This window comes from Acinetobacter sp. BIGb0102 (assembly GCF_003815055.1).
Taxonomy (GTDB): Bacteria; Pseudomonadota; Gammaproteobacteria; order Pseudomonadales; family Moraxellaceae; genus Acinetobacter; species Acinetobacter vivianii.
Map to the genome: position 1 here is coordinate 255947 of NZ_RKQE01000012.1, position 19286 is coordinate 275232.

A 19286-nucleotide genomic window follows, 5' to 3' on the forward strand; every position below is an offset into this window, starting at 1 on the left:
CAGGTACAACTCTCTACCTGTAAACAAGGAGTATGCATGAGCGTATCGGAAATCAGACCGATTGCCATTGAGGACGAACTCAAGCATTCATATCTAGATTACGCGATGAGCGTAATCGTATCTCGTGCATTGCCAGATGTGAGAGACGGTCTAAAACCTGTTCATCGTCGCGTGTTATATGCGATGCACGAATTGGGCAATGATTATAACAAAGCATACAAAAAGTCTGCTCGTGTTGTCGGGGATGTGATCGGTAAATATCACCCGCATGGTGACAGCGCAGTATATGAAACAATCGTTCGTATGGCGCAGGACTTTAGCTTGCGTTACATGCTGGTGGATGGTCAGGGTAACTTCGGTTCGGTCGATGGCGATAGTGCGGCTGCAATGCGTTATACCGAAGTTCGTATGCAAAAGTTAACCCATGAAATTTTGGCAGACTTAGAAAAAGATACTGTTGATTGGGAAGACAACTACGACGGTTCCGAGCGTATTCCTCAGGTGATGCCAACACGTATTCCTAATCTTCTGATTAACGGTACGACAGGTATTGCGGTGGGTATGGCGACCAATATGGCGCCACACAACATGACAGAAGTTGTGAATGCGTGTCTTGCTTATGCCAATAATCCGAATATTTCTATAGAAGGATTGATGGAACACATTACGGGTCCAGATTTCCCTACAGGCGGTATTATTTACGGTAAATCAGGCATTGTAGATGCTTACCGTACCGGTAAAGGCCGTTTGCATATTCGTGGTAAATATCACTTCGAAGAAGATCAGAAAACAGGTCGTACTACGATCGTCTTTACTGAAATTCCTTATCAGGTGAACAAGGCAAAAACCATTGAGCGTATTGCCGAGTTAGTCAAAGAAAAGAAACTGGAAGGTATTTCAGAGCTTCGTGACGAGTCTGATAAAGAAGGTATGCGTATCGCCATCGACTTGAAACGTGGCGAAAATGCAGAAGTTGCGGTGAATAACCTGTTCTTGCATACCCAGCTTCAAAACTCGTTCAGCATCAACATGGTCTGTCTGGATAATGGCCAGCCGAAGTTGATGAACCTGAAAGATATTATTGCGGCATTTATTCGTCACCGCCAAGAAGTTGTGACTCGCCGTACTATGTTCGAATTGCGTAAAGCACGTGAGCGTGGTCATATCTTGGAAGGTTTGACCGTTGCATTAGCCAATATCGATGAAATTATCGAAACCATCAAAACATCTGCAAACCCGGCTGAAGCGCGTGAACGTTTACAGTCTGGCGAGTGGGCTGGTGGTGGTGTTGTTGCCTTACTCGAAAAAGCAGGTGCAATTTCAGTTCGTCCAGACGAGATTGAAGGCGAAGATCCAGCACGTCCATTTGGCTTGTCAGGTGATATCTATCGCTTGTCACCAACTCAGGTGGCTGCGATTTTAGAATTGCGTTTACACCGTTTAACGGGCTTGGAACAAGATAAGTTACATGCTGAATATACTGAAATTTTGGGTCAAATTGCTGAATTAACGGCAATCCTCAATGATTTCAACTTATTGATGAATGTGATTCGTGAAGAACTTGCCTTGATTTTGCAGCAATACGGTGATGGTCGTCGTACTGAGATTGTGGAATCTGGCGTTGATTTCTGCCGTGAAGACTTAATTCCTGAAGAGCAAGTTGTATTGACTGTGTCTCAAACAGGTTATGCAAAAACTCAACCACTTTCTGATTATCAAGCGCAACGCCGTGGTGGTCGTGGTAAGTCTGCAACTGCAATGAAAGATGATGACATCATCCAGCATTTAATTGTGGCATCGAACCATGCAACTGTGCTGTGCTTTACCAATGTCGGTAAAGTTTATCGCTTGAGAGTGTTTGAAGTACCGCAAGCATCTCGTGGTGCAAAAGGTCGTCCAATTATCAATTTACTTCCTCTGGAAGCGAATGAAACTGTGACTGCTATTTTACCGTTGACGGAGTTCCCTGAGAACCATTACGTGTTTATGGCGACTGGGTCAGGTACGGTAAAACGTGTTGAACTTGCACAATTTAGTAATGTGCGTTCAAACGGTTTACGTGCGATCGAGCTGAATGAAGAAGATACCCTGATTGGTGTTGCGATTACCGATGGTAATCAGCAGATCATGTTGTTCTCGAATGAAGGTAAGGCAATCCGTTTTGCTGAAACTGATGTTCGTGCGATGGGTCGTACTGCGAAAGGTGTACGCGGTATGCGTGTCAGCTTTGCAAGCAACAGTATCGAAGCTGAAGATGCTGACGTTGAAAATGATGATAGTGATGACAATGATGATTCATCAGATTCAAACTTAGTCAGCCGTATCGTTTCGCTTGTAGTTGTACCTGAAACGGGTGAGGTTCTGTGTGCATGTGCCAACGGTTATGGTAAACGTACGCCAGTAGATGACTTCCCGACCAAGAAACGTGGTGGTAAGGGCGTAATTGCAATCAAGACAAGTGAGCGTAATGGTGAGCTTGTGGGTGCCGTATCGATTGATGAAACCAAAGAACTCATGTTGATTTCTGATGGTGGTACATTAGTACGTACGCGCGCTGCTGAAGTTGCAACAACAGGCCGTAACGCGCAAGGTGTTCGTTTGATCCGCTTAAGCGATGCTGAGACATTGGTGGGTGTGGTTTCAATTGAAGCTGTAGAAGATGACGAAGAGTTAGATGCTATAGATGAAGTTGAAAATACCGAAGCTGAAACAGTGACTTCTGAAGAAGTTGTTGCTGAGCCAAAAGATGATGCGCCTGAAGCGTAATCATTGAGGTAATAAAAAAGGAAGCTAATTAGCTTCCTTTTTTTATGGGTTGCATCATCACTAAACGGTAATAAGAAATTGCCAGTAAAATTGCAGCTACTGTTGCCAGATAAATCAGTTTTGGTACCACAATGGAGGTTGGTACACCCATTTGATTGAGCTGTACAAACATTTGCACGCCATGAGTTGAAGGAAATATCCAGGCAAACCATTGCATCCAGTGTGGCATGGCTTCATGAGGCCACGCTGTTCCGGTCAGTAAGAATAATGGAACAGACGTCACTACAATCAGATGTCCAACCCGTTCAGGCATATCCACCAGTGAACCTACCAGCATGCCTAAGCCAATCACACAGCTGACATAGATTGGGACGGCAAGCAACATGCCCCAGAAGTTTCCGCCGTGTGGAAATTCATATAGCCAGAAGGTAAAGCCGAATAAATACAGACAGCTGAGGCAGCCTGTCGTGAAAATGGCGGCAAATGTTGCCCAAAATTCAACTGGTTTTGCGACCCAGCCTTGTTCGCGGTAACTGGCGATCAGCATGGCAAGACCAAGCAGAATCGTTTGATGAATAATTAAACTAGCGACAGCAGGGAAGATATAACTACCATAACCCGACATGGTGTTGAACAGTGGAATCTGATGAATCGAAAGTTCTGGTTCAAACGCGGAAGCATTGCCAAATTTCTCTAAATGCTCTTTCAGCGTATATTCAATTGAGCTGGCTAAACCGACGCCAACTTCTTTGGTTCGAATAAAATACGCCGTACTTAAATAGAGACCAATCCCACCCATTTCACCTCGTTTCAAACTATTAGTGAGATTTTCAGGCAGTAACAAGATACCTTCAGCTTGCTGGTTCTGCACCATGCGCTGCGCTTCCAGAAAATTATCCGTCACCGTGGTGATTTTGATATGTGGACTATTCGAGGCTTGGCTAATGATTTTTGAGGTCAAAATACTTTGTTCTTCATCCACGATCACAATCGGAATATCTTCCGCTGTTTGTGCCTTATAGGCGGTCGGATAGAAAAAACTATAAAGTAGCGTTGCCGCAATTAAGGTGGTAAACACTGAATTGTTGGCAAAAATATTTTTAAAGGTCTGTAGGTAATAGCTGAAAAATGACTTCATGGACATAGCTCCTGAGTATTTTTCTTTAACAGACGCACGCTCAAGGCAAAGAATAAGCCCGCGAAGACCACTAAAATGCCAAAAGGAATCATTGAGACATGCACATCACTGCCAATAATCCACTGTTCGGTTTGCAGCTTGGCATAAGGTGTATAGGGAATAATCATTGACCAGAACTGGGTAAATGCTGGCGCGTTATTCAAGGGTAGGGTAATTCCTGAAAAACTTGGTGAAGAACCACCATACAGTGCAATAAAGCCAAAGGTTTTGGGAAGATTCTGGGTCGCAAGAACCACAGTACTGCTGATCACGGCATAGGAAAAGTACAATAAAAATTGTGCTGCCAAAATCAGCGTGAGTGAACCCGCAATAAAGTAACCGCGGATTTGCGCTAACCAGAACATCCAGCACCAGGTCCAGGCACAGAAAATAAAGACATAGAGCAAGATTTTACCGAGCAGGCTGGAAATGACTTGTTTGGAACTGACCCATTCACCCACTGTTTTGCGCTTAAACTCTTGCCCGATGGCAAAAGCCACGCAGCAACAGAGCAATAAGTGTAAAACGGCTGGCACCATAAATGGCTCAAGAAATAACTCATAACTCATGCTTGGGTTATATAGGGTTGAAATCTTGATATGCGGGGTCGGCATGTCCAGATAGGGGATCGTGTTGGACAGGTAGCTTTGTCCCATATATTCAGCCATACCATTTAGGGTGCTGATGAGCATGGCGGAGGAAATGGTATTACCGATACTAAAAAAAGACTGGTTATACGCAATACTGATTTGCGCATCCTGGGCTTTGACCAGACGTTGTTCAGCACCTTCGGGGATCATGACAAATCCCCATGCTTCAGTCTTGTTGATGAGCCGTTCTGCTTCATCCTGACTGGCAGTAATGGTTTTTACTTGCAAAGTATGGTTAAGGCTTAAGCTACGAATCACCTTACGGCTCATTTCACTTTGGTCTTGGTCAATCACAACAATAGGAAGATGTTCGGCCTTACCTGCTGAAAACATGCTGCCAAAGAGCAGAATGACTAGCAAAGGCGCGATCACCGCCATAAAAAGATCTACTTTATGGCGTTTGAGATAGCGTAATTCCCGAAGCATGACAGCAAACATCGGTTATTTTGCCTCTTCTATTTTGAATAATACGCTCATGCCGACTTTTAAATCAGGAATACTTTGCTCAGGCACCAAATGAAATTTGAAGCTGCGGATGTCATAACCACCAGTTTGGCGCGTGGTTTTAATCGTTGCAAAATCACCTTCGGCATCAATATTTTTTACTTTAAAGGTTTCTTTACGATTTAATGCAGGAATAAAACCTTCAATGGTTTTCATTTTATAAACAGAGCTGTACATGTCTTCACGGACATTTAGGCTGACCCACAAATCATGGTCTTCAATAATGCTAACGACTGGCACGCCTGTTGCGACTAATTCAGTCGGCTTGCCATAGGTTTTAGATACGGTTCCGTCTGTAGGTGAGTACAGTTTGGTTTCTTCGGTTAATGCATTGGCTTCTTTCACAGCGGCTTGTGCCATCGCAACTTGTGCATCAGCCGTCGATTTCTGTTGTTCGGTGCTGCCGCGTTTGGCACGCGCATACTGTTGATAAGAGGCTTCGGCAGTCTCACGTGCAGAAGTTTGTGCAGCAAGCATTTCATCGCGGCGTTGGCGAGAAATCACACCTTGTTGATATAAGGTTTCACCACGTTTATAGGTGGTTGCTGCCAATTCTGCCTGAGTTTTCATGGCTTGCCAGTTGGCATACAGTGTCTCGATATTTTCTTGTTGAGCACCACGATACACAGTGGAATGGAATGCAGTTGCACTTTGTAAAGCTGCTTGAGCCTGTTCTTTTTTCGCTTCGAGTTCAGGGCTGACAAAACGAACCAGTGCCTGACCTTTCTTAATCGGCTGTCCCTCGGAAACATAGAACTCTTCGATACGACTTGGCACTTTGGTGCTGATATGCACAGTTTCTGACTCAACCCGACCTTGTAACTCAATGGCCTGAGGTTGATAAGCTTTCCATAAGCCAAAAGCGATTAAACCTAAAAGTAGAATCAAAATAATCAGGCCGATGATTTTTGCCTTGCCTTTTTTAGTGGGCTCATTCGGCTGCTGCTGTGTATTGGAATTTGATGTCTCAGGTTGTGGCTGTGCGACTTTCTCAGTCGCGCTCACTTGCGCTTGAGGTGATTCAGATGCTTGAGTTTCAGCTTTATTACCTACTTGATCTTTATCGCGTTCTGAATTGGATGATGATTGATCTTGGCTCATAAAATTCTCCAATTAACGGATATAGTCAGTACGTGGTTGATTAACATAAAGCCTGAACTCATCAATCGAGCCATAGCTTTGTAAAAGGGTCGCTAAAGATAAAATGTATTTATAGGAATTAACGGCCATTTCACTTCTTAATGCGCTTAAGGCATTTTGTGCATCAATAACTTGTGTCGCTGTACCCATACCTTCCTTAAATGAAAGCTGTTGAATACGTAAGTTTTCTTGCGCAGCTTTAGTGTTTTGAACCAGCAATTGATGACTGGTCTGAGACGAGCTTAATTCGCTATAAGATTTGTACAGCACATTTTCAACTTCCTGCTTGGTGCGTTCAGTCATTAGCTCTGCTGCATATTTTTTAAGTTCGGCTGCACGTATATTTTTGTTGTTATCAATGCCTGAGAACAAATTGTATTTGGCCATCACACCGACAATCCAGTTCTCTTTGCTGTCTAGTCCATATTCACCAAAGGCAAAAACACTCGGTTTTTTTGCAGATTGCTGAACTTTGACATTTTCATTGGCAAGTTGGGTATCCATTTGCAGCTTTTTGATCAAACTGGAATTTTGATCGTAATTTGCCAGCATTTTATCTAGAGAATGGTTTTGTGCATTATTTACAAACAGGGGCGTGGTGAGATTTAAACTTTCTTTGGTTTTTAATAAATTTTGCAGGCTAAACTGACTAGCTTGTAAATTGGATTGTGCATTTTGATAGGTGCGTTCTGCATTATTGCGTGCCACCTCAAATTGCATACGCTGGCCCTTATTAATAAAGCCTTGCTTCTCTAATTTAAGTGCATTGTTATAATGTTCTTGCATCGAATTTAAATTAAACAGGCTGGCATTGAGTAATTGCTGCTGTAATTGCACATTAAAATAAGACTGAATCATCTCAAAACGTTGCGAGTCTTGTTGTTGTTTTTCGCTAATGTTTGAACGTTGAGCCTGAATTGTTGCAATCTGTTTGGCGCTGCTAATTTTACCGCCAGTATAGAGTGGCATAACCATCGAAACAGAAGTGCGGACATCATGGTCTTTGACCGTAACATCGAGATTGTTCGGCACCTGATTCAGACCTTCACTTACAGTTTGATCAAATCCCTGACCGACCTGATCAATCACTTCAGGTGGTAACACATTTTCCCATTGCGATAATTTGTCATCAAAACCACGGGTCAGCGAATTTTCCAGTCGTCGCTTGCTCGAAGCTAAAGGCACGCTGGTTTCGCTATGAAATGAATAAGCACGCGCATTTAAATCAATACGGGGAAGGCCTAAATTTTTAACGGCTTCCATCTCAAGTTGTGACGCTTGTTGCAAGGCTTGCTGTGCTTGGGAGGCATAAGCATTTTCAACCACATAGTGTTCAGCTTCACTATAACTGAATGTCTGGGCAAATAAAGAAGATGAAAATAAGGCACAGCTGATCAGGCTTATACTCAAGCTTAACGTTTTGGGAAACCGCTTGACCTTAAAACTCGGTCGATCATGTCGTTTCAACATTATGGTATGTCGCAATTTAATAATATCCTGAGGTAGTCTAAATTCTTTTTATAAAATTAAAATATTATGTTTTTAATTAAATAGTTATATCGCTGGGATTGGTGTAGTGAATTTGTAAAAAGTAGAGTTTTTAATCTAAATAAAATGGCGAAAAACAGGGGTATTTCATGCTAGAGAAAACAATTATAACGTTTGGCCTAAAATAATTGTAATGACAGAACATGATTGAAAAATTAATACTTTTTTTGCAGTCAAATTGAAATATTTACTGGATAAGCTGCTGCAAGCTTCGCCAATCTATGATTAAATTCCCATTCCAATTTGTTCCACTTTAACAAGGGAAAACTCATGCGTGCTTATAATTTCTGCGCTGGTCCTGCTGCATTACCTACTGCCGTTTTAGAAAAAGCTCAACAAGAATTGTTGAATTGGCAGGGCAAAGGTTTGTCGATCATGGAAATGAGTCATCGTAGCAGCGATTATGTTGCTGTGGCAGAGAAGGCTGAAGCTGACTTACGTAAGCTCATGAACATTCCTGAAAACTATAAAGTATTGTTTTTACAAGGTGGTGCATCCTTACAGTTTTCAGCGATTCCATTGAATCTGTTAGGCAAAAATAACAAGGCAGATTATATCCATACTGGCATCTGGTCTGAGAAAGCGCTAAAAGAAGCGAAACGCTATGGCGATATTAATATCGTTGAAGCGGGTACTTTGATTGATGGTAAACATGCGATTACCGAACAAAGTACATGGAATCTTTCGAATGACGCTGCTTATGTGCATTATGCTGATAATGAAACGATCGGCGGTTTACAGTTCGCTGCGATTCCAGATGTAAATGCACCGTTGGTATGTGATTATTCATCAAGTATCTTGTCTGCACCTTTGGATGTAAGCAAATTTGGCTTGATCTACGCGGGTGCGCAAAAGAATATTGGCCCAGCCGGTTTGACCATTGTCATTATTCGTGATGATTTACTTGATCAAGCTAAGCCTGAAATTCCAAGCATCTTGAAATATGCAGATCAAGCCAAGAATAGTTCAATGGTAAATACCCCAGCAACCTATGCATGGTATTTATCAGGTCTTGTATTTGAGTGGTTACTTGAGCAGGGTGGGGTAGATGCAATCTATAAAGTGAATCAAGAGAAAGCCAAGTTACTTTATGGCTATATTGATTCGAGCGATTTCTATAACAATCCGATCGCAGTGCCAAACCGTTCAATGATGAATGTACCATTTACTTTAGCTGACGAAGCGCTTGAAAAGACTTTCTTGCAAGAAGCTGAACAGCATCACTTATTGAACTTGGCAGGCCACCGTTCGGTAGGTGGTATGCGTGCAAGTATTTACAATGCAGTCCCATTAGAAGGCGTACAAGCCCTTGTAAACTTTATGGATGATTTTGCGAAACGTCATGGTTAAGCAATAAACACCAGTTAAAATAAAAGCCCTCATCATTGAGGGCTTTTATATGCGAATAAGGTAGTTAATGGTCAAAAAATTAGAAAAAACCAATTTGATGAAAAATAAGTGCTGCTAAGAACATACCAAGTAAGAAAAAGCAAAAAGCACCAACATCAAGTTTAAGACCTTGATCACTCGAATGAATCAGACTGGTGGTCGTTTGTTCTGGTATAATTTTCATTAGAACGCCTAAAAATGCCATTTATGTGATTTTTTGTCACTCAGTAGCAGTTTTAGCATAAATATTGGCCTGAATCCATAGGTTGCCGCGAATATATTGGCCAATGTTAAAGTTTTTATACAATTCATTTTTAGTTGCAATACGAATCAGGATTGCAGGTAAATCATCTTCTAAAACCAGCGTCACGTCATAAAGGGTATATTCATCCTGCATAAACTGCATTTGAGTTTTACCGACGATATTACCTTGGAACCAGGCTTCATCTTCCTGACCTAAAGTTTCACCGAATAAATAGGCCACCATTTTAGAAAAGTCGACAGTAACAGGTTCTTGATCTTCTGGCGTTTTTGGCTGCCAGTCATTAATCAGTTCCTGTAAATTTTCTGGGGCAACCCCATTATGTTCTGCCAAAATCGCATTTAATGCGCGGTGATGTTTAATTGAAGCAGGGTCATCAACAATGATTTTCTCATCTGGAGCAACCGCTTCTAATTCATATGCCCAAGCATTAAACTGAACTTTATAGCTTTGGTTTTTGTCATATTGACAGCTATTTACACTGAATAAATTATCGAACGCATAAATGGTCGTATCTTTATTTAAATTTAATCGTAACACTGCTTGAGTGGCAGAATCACAGGTAATAATTCGCTCAATTTTCGCATCATATTTATATGGACTTTCAAAACTTGGAAAGGCTGTTTTTAATGCGCGTGGTTTTTGATCTTCCACTGCAATGATCTGGTTAATGGAAACAGATTCACCACTTGGGCCTTGGATTAACCAGAATGTCTGATCCATCTCATGTTCATCTTCACATAGCCCCATTGGCATTACGGGTGCATCAAGTGCCAATCCTAACCATTTGGGAACATCTGTTTCGGGTGTGTCAGTCAATAAGTTCCAATGCTCGACATGATTACCGAAATTTTGATCTTGAATTTTAATGATTTCTGGACTGTTTTGATTTTTCATAAAGCGAGATGCTAAAAAGATTGAACTTATTCTATTAAATCGAGGGTAACTGGGATATTTCAAGTCTGAATCTGTAATTCTCTAAAAATTATTTCATTTTTAATCTGGAGATTAGGGTTCTATCCTCCCTGAATGAAATCAAAAATTGATGGGATTGCTGCAAGGATGTTAACTCTACTTTTCCCGTAATCTGCTACACTAGCTTTTTCTTCTCAAGAGCTTTCGTCAACGTGCTGCCATTTAAATTATGGGTAGATGCTGATGCTTTACCTAAAATTTTACGTGAAGTGATTTTACGCGCATCGGATCGTTACCAACTCGAAGTAACCTTTGTTGCTAACCAGAATGTCGGTATCACACCTTCCATGCGGATTAAGTCCATTCAGGTGATGAGTGGGGCAGATCAGGCTGACCAAGAGATTGTGGAACGTATGCAAGAAAATGACATTGTCATTACACAAGATATTCCACTGGCGGCTCAAGTGATTGAAAAGGGCGGTATTGCCATCCATCCACGCGGTGAAATCTATACCACAGCCAATGTGAAAGCACGCCTACACTTGCGTGATTTTATGGATACGTTACGTGGGGCTGGGGTGCAAACTGGTGGGCCACCGCCTATTTCTGAACGTGATAAACGTGAATTTTCCAGCTCACTGGATCAGACTATTTTAAAACAGAAACGTAAAACAGCTTCTTGAGTTGAATATGCCATCACGTATTAACCTCATGCTCACCTATGGACTACTGGTCTTTATCTGGGCAACGACACCGCTTGCAATTGTGTGGAGTGTTTCAGATTTACACCCGATGTGGGCATTGGTAATCCGCTTTTTTATTGCCTTACCGCTGGCTGTGACGGTGTTATTGCTGTTAAAGGTTAAATTCCCCGTTCATAAAATTGCATTATTGAGTTATGCCGCGGGTTCGCTCAGTCTGATTGGCTCACAAATCTTTACTTATGCAGCTACAGCTTATCTGAGCTCTGGCTTGATCGCCTTGATGTTTGGTTTGGCACCGATTATGGCTGGCCTGATTGGTCGTTTTGGTTTTCAGCAGAAGCTGGCAGGTTTGCAGTGGCTCGGAATGGGAACATCCATTATTGGTTTGGCGATGATCTGCTTGAGTGGTAGTCAGCAGCATGTCCAGCCGATTGGTATTATTTTAATGCTGATCAGTGTTTTTTCTTATTCATTGTCCATTTTTCTCGTGAAAAAGATTAATGCGGATTTACCTGTCATGGCACAGGCGACAGGTTCAATTCTGGTCTCTACTTTATTGGCGACTTTGTTAATACCGTGGATTTGGCAATACGCCCCAACGCATTTTCCTTCAGCCAAATCTTTATTTGCCCTGACTTATACCATTGTGATGGCATCGTTAATTGCGATGTTCTGTTATTTTAAACTGGTGCAGAATTTACAAGCGACCACACTGTCACTGACTACTGTAATGACACCAATGTTGGCGATACTGATCGGGGCTTACCTCAACCATGAACAGATATCGGCCCAGGTATTCGTGGGAGCGAGTATTATCCTGTTTGGTTTACTGCTCTACTTCTTTAGGGATTTAAGAGCATATCGCCGTTTAAAATCTTAAACGATGCAATCAGCTGGTTTCGGTTTGTTGAGCCTGCCGAATACTGGCTGCTAATTTGGCGCGATCTTGCGGATTTAAGGTAATAAAGTAGGCGCCGATACGGAATTTTCCTTGCTCTTCCGCTGTGCTATGTACCACTTGAGCAATTGCAGCAATATGAAAGAAATTTTCAGGATGGCTCAAGGTAATATGGATATACGTGCCTTCATTAATATCTTGAGAACTAAAGAAACTTAATCCATTTTCAGAAACATTGACCTGCTCTGGGACGGGCAGTAAAGATTGCACGATATTGTCGTAATAAGAGCCTGTAATCAGGTTTAATTTCTGGTTAAAAAGGGATAAGATGCGAGCAATTTGTTGATCTTTTTCATTTAATTGTTCTAATTCGTAGCGAAACGCATGATCAAATTGATCTAACTCTGCAAGTAGTAGAAAATAGCGTGGCAATACGAAATGGGAATCATAAGGATCATTCAGCGCCACATCATCGGGAATGATTTGATAGTTGATTCTCAACACGGCATCAATACGAGACATCACACGACGTTCAGTGTTGTCGTCAACAAGATGATGTTGTGAATTTTCCATAATAAATCACCTCGGACTAGATGGTATGTTTAAGCCAATTTCGCTGTATATAGGGTTGAGATACACTCGTGCTCAGCGGAGTAATCATTTTATTTCTTTTGTCGCTTTAGTTTCCATGATCGGCTTGACGCTTGGTGTTGCCGTCCTCATTACAGTGTTATCTGTCATGAATGGTTTCGATCGTGAATTAAAAAATCGTGTCCTTGGAATGGTTCCACAAGCCACTGTTTCTTCTACTCAAATTCTAACAGATTGGCCTGAGCTTGTAAAAAAAGTTGAGGATCACCCGCATGTCACTGGTGCTGCACCTTTTACTCAATTGCAAGGGATGTTGACGGGGCAAGGTCAAGTCGCAGGCATTATGGTGACGGGAATTGAACCAAAATATGAAAAGAAGGTTTCGATTATCCAGAACCATATGGTTGCAGGTGATTTAAATGCATTAAAAAAAGGGGAGTTTGGGATTGTCCTCGGTAAGGACATGACTGATGCATTAGGTCTGAGTCTAAATGATAATGTTACCTTGGTACTGCCCGAAGCGACACCCTCACCTGCAGGTGTGGTACCACGTTTTAAACGCTTTAAAATCGTCGGAATTTTTAGTGTAGGTGCGGAAGTGGATTCAACAGTGGGTTATATTGCCTTGAATGATGCTTCGACCTTGTTGCGTTTACCCGATGGTGCGCAAGGTGTACGTCTTAAAGTAGATGATATTTTTACTGCGCCGAGTATCGTTGATCAGATTGTTAAACAATTGCCTGATAATTTTTATGCGACAAGCTGGAAGGAAACGCACGGAAGTTTATTTGGTGCGGTGAGAATGGAAAAGAATCTGGTCGGTTTACTGCTGTTTCTGATTATTGTGGTGGCTGCGTTTAATATCGTTTCGTCATTGGTGATGGTAGTGACCGATAAAAAGGCAGATATTGCGATTCTGCGTACTTTAGGCGCCTCTCCAAAATTTATTACCTCTGTTTTTATTGTGCAAGGCACCATTATTGGGGTCGTAGGTACAGTGGCAGGGGTTATTTTAGGCAGTGCTTTTGCATTAACCATCAGTGATTTGGTGGGCTGGTTAAATCATACCTTTGGGCTGAATTTATTTAGTGGCTATGTGATTGGCTATTTACCTTCTTATTTACGCTGGCAAGATGTACTGATTGTTGTGACAGCATCTTTATCTATCAGTTTTTTAGCAACAATTTACCCTGCTATCCGTGCAGCGAAAACGCAACCAGCCGAGGCATTACGTTATGAGTAAGATCGTTCTAGAATCAAAAAATATCTTTAAGCATTTCGATGATGGCAAAAGTAAAGTTGAAGTAATCAAAGGCTTGTCGCTGCAAGTCAATGCGGGCGAGTTCGTTTCTATTGTCGGTTCAAGTGGTTCAGGTAAAAGTACCTTGTTGCATGTGTTAGGTGGCTTGGAGCAACCTTCGCAAGGAGAAGTCTTCTTGCAAGGCCAGCGCTTTGATAATTTAGGTGAGGCGGAGCGTGGTTATAAACGTAATCAGTATCTGGGTTTCGTTTATCAGTTTCATCATTTATTGCCAGAATTTACCGCCTTGGAAAATGTTGCGATGCCGTTAATGTTGCGCAAAGAAAGCAACTTTAAGGATGTGAAAAAGCAGGCAGAATATCTGCTGGACCGTGTGGGTTTATCTCATCGTATGGATCATAAACCGGGTGAGTTATCTGGTGGTGAACGCCAACGTGTGGCTTTGGCGCGTGCTTTAGTGACCAAACCTGCGGTGGTGTTGGCAGATGAGCCAACCGGAAACCTTGACCGTAAAACAGCGCTGAGTATTTTTGAATTACTCACGGATCTGAAAAAAGAGCTTAACATGGCGATGCTGATCGTGACCCATGATGAGCAATTGGCACAGTCGGCGGATTCAATTTTGCATATGCAAGATGGTATATGGGTGGGTGAGCATGTTTAAACCCATTTCATTTTATATTGGACTGAAATATACACAGGCTAGAAAAAAAAGCCGTCTGGTGTCATTCATTTCCTTGATGACCATGATTGGTTTAACTTTGGGTGTTGCTGTGCTGATTACGGTATTGTCCGTAATTAATGGTTTTGACCGAGAATTGAAAAACCGTATTTTGGGAATCGTGCCCCAAGCGACCATTGCATCCACTCAAATTATGACCAACTGGGAAGACTTGGCTAAAGATATTGCTAAACAGCCCCATGTTGTTGCTGTTGCGCCGTATACCCAGTTACAGGGGATGTTAACTGCGCATGGCGAAGTGACAGGGATCATGATCTCAGGAATTGAGCCCGAGTACGAAAAACAGGTCTCGATTGTTCATAATTATATGAAGGCAGGCAGTCTGGATGCGCTGAAGAAAGGAAAATATGGAATTGTCTTAGGGCAAGATTTAGCAGACAGTTTAGGATTAAAGCTCAATGATCCTGTAACCCTTGTTTTGCCTGAAGCGACCAACTCCTCAGCAGGTGTTGTGCCTCGATTTAAACGTTTCGAAGTGGTTGGGATATTTAAAATCGGGACTCAGGTTGATTCGATGGTGGGTTATGTTGCATTAAATGATGCATCAACGCTATTGCGCTTACCTGATGGTGCTCAAGGCATTCGCTTAAAGCTGGATGACATTTTTGCTGCGCCAGAGATTTCTGAGAGCATTATCAAAAAATTGCCAAGTAATTTTTATGCTTCGAATTGGACCTATACGCAAGGTAATTTATTTAGTGCCATTCAAATGGCAAAAAATATGGTGGGGTTATTACTTCTACTAATTATTATCGTTGCAACCTTTAATATCATTTCATCCCTCATGATGTTGGTGACTGATAAAAAATCAGATATCGCAATCTTACGTACTTTAGGTGCGTCGCCCTTATTGATTACTCAAATCTTTATGGTGCAGGGTACAATTATTGGGATGATTGGAACTGGGTTAGGGACCGTTTTAGGCGTTATTTTATCGTTAAGCATTGGTAATATTGTATCGTGGGTGAATACGACCTTTGGCTTAAATTTATTAGATGCATATTTTGTACATTATCTGCCTTCATATTTACGCTGGCAAGATGTTCTACTTGTTGTAAGCGTCTCATTACTCTTAAGTTTACTTGCGACTATTTATCCCGCTTTACGCGCAGCAAAAGTTCAACCTGCGGAAGCCTTACGTTATGAATAATCTATAAATATTGAATTAGACCTCTTGTTAAAGCCCTGAAAACGGGCTTTAATTTTGTCTTTAGAAAAACTAAATCTAATTTTAAGAAATGTTGAAGATTATTTTGTTCGGCTGGATTGCCGGTATTGCTTTAATGGGGCAGCATTTCACTTTTATCGGTCAAACTTGGTGGATATGGCTGGCTTTGGCGAGTGTGATATGGGGAGTAGGGCTATATAAAAAACAGCACTGTTTTCATCGGCCTGTGTATAAAACGCTGCTTTTAATGAGCTCTACCTGGGCATTGTTCTGTACAGGCTTTCATTATGCTGATTTGGCCTTACAACAACGTTTAACTTTACGTGAGACTCAAGCTCAGCCATTTGAAGCCATTGTCTATATTAAAAAAATAGATGAATTAACAGACGATGGACAAAAACAGATTGCAGAAGTACTGAATCGTCATCCCCAACCCGTCAATTGGCTACTCTATCTGAATAAAGCCAAACAACAGACGAATCAGCATCCTGACTTAGAGCTTGGTCGTTATTATCGTATTGAGGGAAATATTCGGCCTGCGCATAGTTATGCCGTTGCTGGGGCATTTGATCAGGAAAAATGGTTTTTACAGCAGGATATTTTGTCTGCATTTTCGGTCAGGCAGATTCAGCCTTTAAGTGACGATGACATTTATCGTTTGGGGTATCAGCAGCATCTCAAGCAACAAAAAAACCTGAAAGCCATGTGGCTGTTAAAGGTTGAAAGTATGCGGCTGGCTTTCCGTCACATGTTGCAAACGACTTCACTTCAGCACCAAGGTTTACTGTTAGCCTTGCTGACGGGCGATGAAAGCTTATTGTCGAATGCGCTGAAACAGCAATTCCAGTTACTAGGGATTTCACATCTATTGGCAATTTCAGGGCCGCATGTATTGATTTTTGCCTTAATGCTGACTTGGTTACTCAAGCGAGTTATTCAACGTCATTGCCCAAAGTTATATGTATGGAAACCAAAACAGATTTTGTTGCTTTTTCCTTTTGCCGCCAGTGTTGTACTGTATGTGGCATTTGTTGGTTTTGAGATTCCAGCTCTTAGAACTTTATTAACGGTGATGATTGCCAGTCTTTTTCTGATCTTCCGTCTGCCGATACAGCCTTTAGCATTATTGGTTTACAGTGCCAGCTTATTACTGCTGTACGATCCTTTTAGTATTTTATCGGCCGCATTCTGGTTGTCTTATGGGGCATGTTTTATTCTGTTGAGAATCTATCAAACGATAGAACAAACTCCACAAGATCAACTGAAAACCACCCTACAAAAAGGGATTCTGGCGATTAAGATCTTGGTTGATTCTCAATGGAAAATCTTTATTGCCTTGCTGCCATTGGTCGTGATTTTCTTCCAGCAAATTTCTTGGGTCGCGCCGTTGAGTAACTTGGTGGCAATTCCCTTGCTGAGTGGAGTCGTTGTTCCTTTAGACATTATCGCGGTTTGTCTATGGCTAGTCGTACCTGCATTAGGTTTATTCTTATTTCGACTCAATGATCAAATACTGACATTGCTGATGTGGGTATTAGACGGACTACAACAGCTATCTCCAGAGCTATATGGCGTCAGTTATACGCCTGCCATGATGATGAGCTTCATTCTGGGATTGGTCATTGTGTTTATGCCGAGAGGGAGTATTCCCAAGCTTTGGGTTGGGATCTGTTTTTTGCCCATCGTATTCGGTGTAAAAACTCAATCGATCTCTTTGAATATTCTGGACGTGGGGCAAGGCCAAGCCATCTTTTTGCAACATCCTCAGCAAAGCATCATGATTGATACAGGTGGCTCTTATGACGAGACTCAATTTAGTTTAGGCGAGCGAGTGATTATCCCGTATCTAAGGCAGCAGGGCATCCGAACACTCGATCACGTTATTTTGTCTCATCTTGATCAAGATCATAGTGGTGCATTTGCTTCGATTCAAAATGCTTTTGCCATAGGCCGAGTACAATCTAATGAACGCGGAGAAACTCTCCCATTCCAAGATAATTTCTCACTTTGTCATCAAGGACAGCGTTGGGATTACCCAAATATTCGGGTCGAGATTTTATCACCGCGAACCGAGGACTTGGTTTTGGCTAAACAGCAAAAAAATGAGCAATCTTGTGTGGTGTATATACAGTTCCTGAATGCTCAGCCTTATCAAAACTTTCTAATCATGGGGGATGCTGGCTGGGAAACAGAATTTAAACTGCTACAGCAGTATCCTGATTTAAAAGTAGATGTTTTAGTTTTGGGACATCATGGCAGTAAACATAGTTCTGCTTATGACTTTTTGAATGTTTTAAAACCAAAGCTGGCAATTGCTTCTACGGGGCTAAATAATCGTTATGGTCATCCGAGTCGGGAAGTACAGAGCCGCCTACAGACTTTGGATATCCCTTTACTGAATACCGCTGAGACAGGGACCTTAAGTTTCTTATTTGAAAATGGAGCGGTGGAACTCAAGCTCCAGCGGCAGCAAAGAAAATGGTTACAACGAGAATAGCCTAAGTAATCGTTTATTCAGCCTGCTGACGGACTTTGGCTACTTGAGCCAGTGCTTCAGCTTCATCAATATCATAAATTTTCTTGAGCGCAGGATTGGCGCGAAAGCGTTTATAGCTCCAATGATAATGTTCTGGATAACGTTGAATTAGTTGCTCTAAGGTTTGATGAAGAATGAGCGTGCCATTTTCGGCAGTCCCTTCATAAATTTGGGGATTGATCGGTTCAATATACATATCGAAGCCATCTTGATCATTACGCATGGTATAAATAAGTAGGGCCTTGGCTTTGGTTTTCTGAATCAGCTTGGCGCTTAAACTGCTGGAAGCTAAGGGAATACCAAAATAATCCACCATGTCACCGCCATGATCAGGCGTGTGATCAGGCAAAATGGCTGTCGTGCCGCCTTGTTTTAAGGCTTTAAAAATTTGTCGCACGCCACTTTCATCGGTCGGGACAAGATGTGCCTGTTCACGGCTACGTGCATCGCGGACAAACTGATCCGCATCGGGATTTTTAACGGGCTTATATAAAATGGTCATTTGGGTATATTGCGATAACCATGAGTTCATCACTTCCCATGTTCCAAAATGGGGAACGACCAGCACAACGCCTTTTTTTTCTGCCAGCGCTTCATGTAGATAATGTTCACCATGAACTTTTTGAATTCGTTGAATGTTCTTTTGATTGGATGCGCCCCAGATACTTAAAAACTCAAAATAAGAGGTAAGCTCATTCCGAATCGCCTGTTTGGTCAACTGTTGTCTTTGCTGATGATCCATATCTGGAAACGCAATCTGGATATTTAGACTGATAATTTTTGAAAGCTTAGACAACTGAAAGGTATTGACCAGTCCAGCAACCATGCGTGCCAAGAAGCGCCCTAATTGAATCGGCTGGCGACTTAGGAGCTTAATGAGACGGTAATTTGAGCTAATCGTTCTGGAATGGGGCATGGATTTGGTATGAGAAAAATTACAAAGGAAAGTATAATGCAAAAAATAATTATAAGTTAAAACAAGTTATTTAAACAGTTTTGTTGAAATCAATGTATATAATAAAGTCACTTTAAAAC

Annotated in this window: 16 protein-coding genes; 8 read left to right on the top strand and 8 right to left on the bottom strand. The window is 41.8% G+C overall.

The window, feature by feature from the left end:
* The first annotated feature begins 36 nt into the window (after window positions 1–36).
* Window positions 37–2766: a DNA gyrase subunit A gene (gyrA, locus tag EC846_RS10030; protein WP_004771292.1), complete on the top strand. Its 2730-nt coding sequence runs from the start codon at window positions 37–39 to the stop codon at window positions 2764–2766.
* Window positions 2767–2794: 28 nt separating this feature from the next.
* Here gyrA and EC846_RS10035 read toward each other — a convergent pair whose 3' ends face one another.
* Genes EC846_RS10035 through EC846_RS10050 form a run of 4 tightly spaced genes read right to left on the bottom strand, consistent with a single transcriptional unit; the run spans window position 2795 to window position 7707 of the window.
* A complete protein-coding gene (locus EC846_RS10035; protein WP_005256722.1) occupies window positions 2795–3904 on the bottom strand; it encodes an ABC transporter permease in 1110 nt (369 codons plus the stop codon).
* Entirely contained in the window at window positions 3901–5031 is a 1131-nt protein-coding gene (locus EC846_RS10040) for an ABC transporter permease (RefSeq protein ID WP_123775087.1), read from the bottom strand. Before EC846_RS10040 ends, EC846_RS10035 begins: the two co-directional genes overlap by 4 nt.
* A 3-nt stretch (window positions 5032–5034) precedes the next feature.
* Window positions 5035–6198 (bottom strand): HlyD family secretion protein, encoded by a 1164-nt coding sequence (locus EC846_RS10045; RefSeq protein WP_123775088.1) that lies wholly within the window; start codon window positions 6196–6198, stop codon window positions 5035–5037.
* A 12-nt stretch (window positions 6199–6210) separates the two neighbouring features.
* The gene (locus tag EC846_RS10050) at window positions 6211–7707 is read right to left on the bottom strand and encodes a TolC family protein (RefSeq protein ID WP_123775089.1); all 1497 of its coding nucleotides are present in this window, start codon (window positions 7705–7707) and stop codon (window positions 6211–6213) included.
* A gap of 348 nt (window positions 7708–8055) precedes the next feature.
* Here EC846_RS10050 and serC point away from each other — a divergent pair, with 348 nt between their 5' ends.
* Window positions 8056–9135 (top strand): 3-phosphoserine/phosphohydroxythreonine transaminase, encoded by a 1080-nt coding sequence (gene serC / locus EC846_RS10055; protein WP_123775090.1) that lies wholly within the window; start codon window positions 8056–8058, stop codon window positions 9133–9135.
* A gap of 79 nt (window positions 9136–9214) precedes the next feature.
* On the opposite strand, the gene EC846_RS18320 is transcribed toward serC, so the two are convergent.
* Complete coding sequence (locus EC846_RS18320) at window positions 9215–9358, bottom strand: hypothetical protein (protein ID WP_004771301.1); 144 nt, start codon at window positions 9356–9358, stop codon at window positions 9215–9217.
* Window positions 9359–9394: 36 nt separating this feature from the next.
* Window positions 9395–10333 (bottom strand): hypothetical protein, encoded by a 939-nt coding sequence (locus EC846_RS10060; RefSeq protein ID WP_005256730.1) that lies wholly within the window; start codon window positions 10331–10333, stop codon window positions 9395–9397.
* A gap of 230 nt (window positions 10334–10563) precedes the next feature.
* On the opposite strand from EC846_RS10060, the gene EC846_RS10065 reads away from it, so the two are divergent.
* Together EC846_RS10065 and EC846_RS10070 are read left to right on the top strand one after the other, a co-directional pair.
* Entirely contained in the window at window positions 10564–11034 is a 471-nt protein-coding gene (locus EC846_RS10065; RefSeq protein WP_005284529.1) for a YaiI/YqxD family protein, read from the top strand.
* A 7-nt stretch (window positions 11035–11041) separates the two neighbouring features.
* The gene (locus EC846_RS10070; RefSeq protein ID WP_062847519.1) at window positions 11042–11935 is read left to right on the top strand and encodes a DMT family transporter; all 894 of its coding nucleotides are present in this window, start codon (window positions 11042–11044) and stop codon (window positions 11933–11935) included.
* A gap of 9 nt (window positions 11936–11944) precedes the next feature.
* Here EC846_RS10070 and EC846_RS10075 read toward each other — a convergent pair whose 3' ends face one another.
* Window positions 11945–12526, bottom strand: a complete 582-nt coding sequence (locus EC846_RS10075) for a PilZ domain-containing protein (RefSeq protein WP_004771412.1) — start codon at window positions 12524–12526, stop codon at window positions 11945–11947.
* 25 nt (window positions 12527–12551) lie between these two features.
* Between EC846_RS10075 and EC846_RS10080 the strand changes: the two genes are divergently transcribed.
* From EC846_RS10080 to EC846_RS10095, 4 genes are all read left to right on the top strand, one after another.
* Complete coding sequence (locus EC846_RS10080) at window positions 12552–13787, top strand: lipoprotein-releasing ABC transporter permease subunit (RefSeq protein ID WP_069579787.1); 1236 nt, start codon at window positions 12552–12554, stop codon at window positions 13785–13787.
* Entirely contained in the window at window positions 13780–14469 is a 690-nt protein-coding gene (lolD, locus tag EC846_RS10085) for a lipoprotein-releasing ABC transporter ATP-binding protein LolD (protein ID WP_005256738.1), read from the top strand. The genes EC846_RS10080 and lolD overlap by 8 nt, the downstream gene beginning before the upstream one ends.
* On the top strand, window positions 14462–15697 hold the full coding sequence (locus tag EC846_RS10090; RefSeq protein ID WP_123775091.1) for a lipoprotein-releasing ABC transporter permease subunit: 1236 nt from the start codon (window positions 14462–14464) through the stop codon (window positions 15695–15697). The genes lolD and EC846_RS10090 overlap by 8 nt, the downstream gene beginning before the upstream one ends.
* An 88-nt stretch (window positions 15698–15785) precedes the next feature.
* The gene (locus EC846_RS10095; RefSeq protein ID WP_123775092.1) at window positions 15786–18212 is read left to right on the top strand and encodes a DNA internalization-related competence protein ComEC/Rec2; all 2427 of its coding nucleotides are present in this window, start codon (window positions 15786–15788) and stop codon (window positions 18210–18212) included.
* A 13-nt stretch (window positions 18213–18225) separates the two neighbouring features.
* Here EC846_RS10095 and EC846_RS10100 read toward each other — a convergent pair whose 3' ends face one another.
* The gene (locus tag EC846_RS10100; protein WP_322900103.1) at window positions 18226–19209 is read right to left on the bottom strand and encodes a lysophospholipid acyltransferase family protein; all 984 of its coding nucleotides are present in this window, start codon (window positions 19207–19209) and stop codon (window positions 18226–18228) included.
* Between the last annotated feature and the right edge of the window lie 77 nt (window positions 19210–19286).

Bases quoted from the DNA above. Each gene is read 5' to 3' on its own strand.
- EC846_RS10095 (WP_123775092.1), top strand. From the start codon at position 15,786: ATGTTGAAGATTATTTTGTTCGGCTGGATTGCCGGTATTGCTTTAATG.
- EC846_RS10090 (WP_123775091.1), top strand. From the start codon at position 14,462: ATGTTTAAACCCATTTCATTTTATATTGGACTGAAATATACACAGGCT.
- EC846_RS10050 (WP_123775089.1), bottom strand. From the start codon at position 7,707: ATGTTGAAACGACATGATCGACCGAGTTTTAAGGTCAAGCGGTTTCCC.
- EC846_RS10060 (WP_005256730.1), bottom strand. From the start codon at position 10,333: ATGAAAAATCAAAACAGTCCAGAAATCATTAAAATTCAAGATCAAAAT.
- lolD (WP_005256738.1), top strand. From the start codon at position 13,780: ATGAGTAAGATCGTTCTAGAATCAAAAAATATCTTTAAGCATTTCGAT.
- EC846_RS18320 (WP_004771301.1), bottom strand. From the start codon at position 9,358: ATGAAAATTATACCAGAACAAACGACCACCAGTCTGATTCATTCGAGT.
- gyrA (WP_004771292.1), top strand. From the start codon at position 37: ATGAGCGTATCGGAAATCAGACCGATTGCCATTGAGGACGAACTCAAG.
- serC (WP_123775090.1), top strand. From the start codon at position 8,056: ATGCGTGCTTATAATTTCTGCGCTGGTCCTGCTGCATTACCTACTGCC.
- EC846_RS10070 (WP_062847519.1), top strand. From the start codon at position 11,042: ATGCCATCACGTATTAACCTCATGCTCACCTATGGACTACTGGTCTTT.
- EC846_RS10040 (WP_123775087.1), bottom strand. From the start codon at position 5,031: ATGTTTGCTGTCATGCTTCGGGAATTACGCTATCTCAAACGCCATAAA.
- EC846_RS10045 (WP_123775088.1), bottom strand. From the start codon at position 6,198: ATGAGCCAAGATCAATCATCATCCAATTCAGAACGCGATAAAGATCAA.
- EC846_RS10035 (WP_005256722.1), bottom strand. From the start codon at position 3,904: ATGAAGTCATTTTTCAGCTATTACCTACAGACCTTTAAAAATATTTTT.
- EC846_RS10075 (WP_004771412.1), bottom strand. From the start codon at position 12,526: ATGGAAAATTCACAACATCATCTTGTTGACGACAACACTGAACGTCGT.
- EC846_RS10080 (WP_069579787.1), top strand. From the start codon at position 12,552: ATGTTTAAGCCAATTTCGCTGTATATAGGGTTGAGATACACTCGTGCT.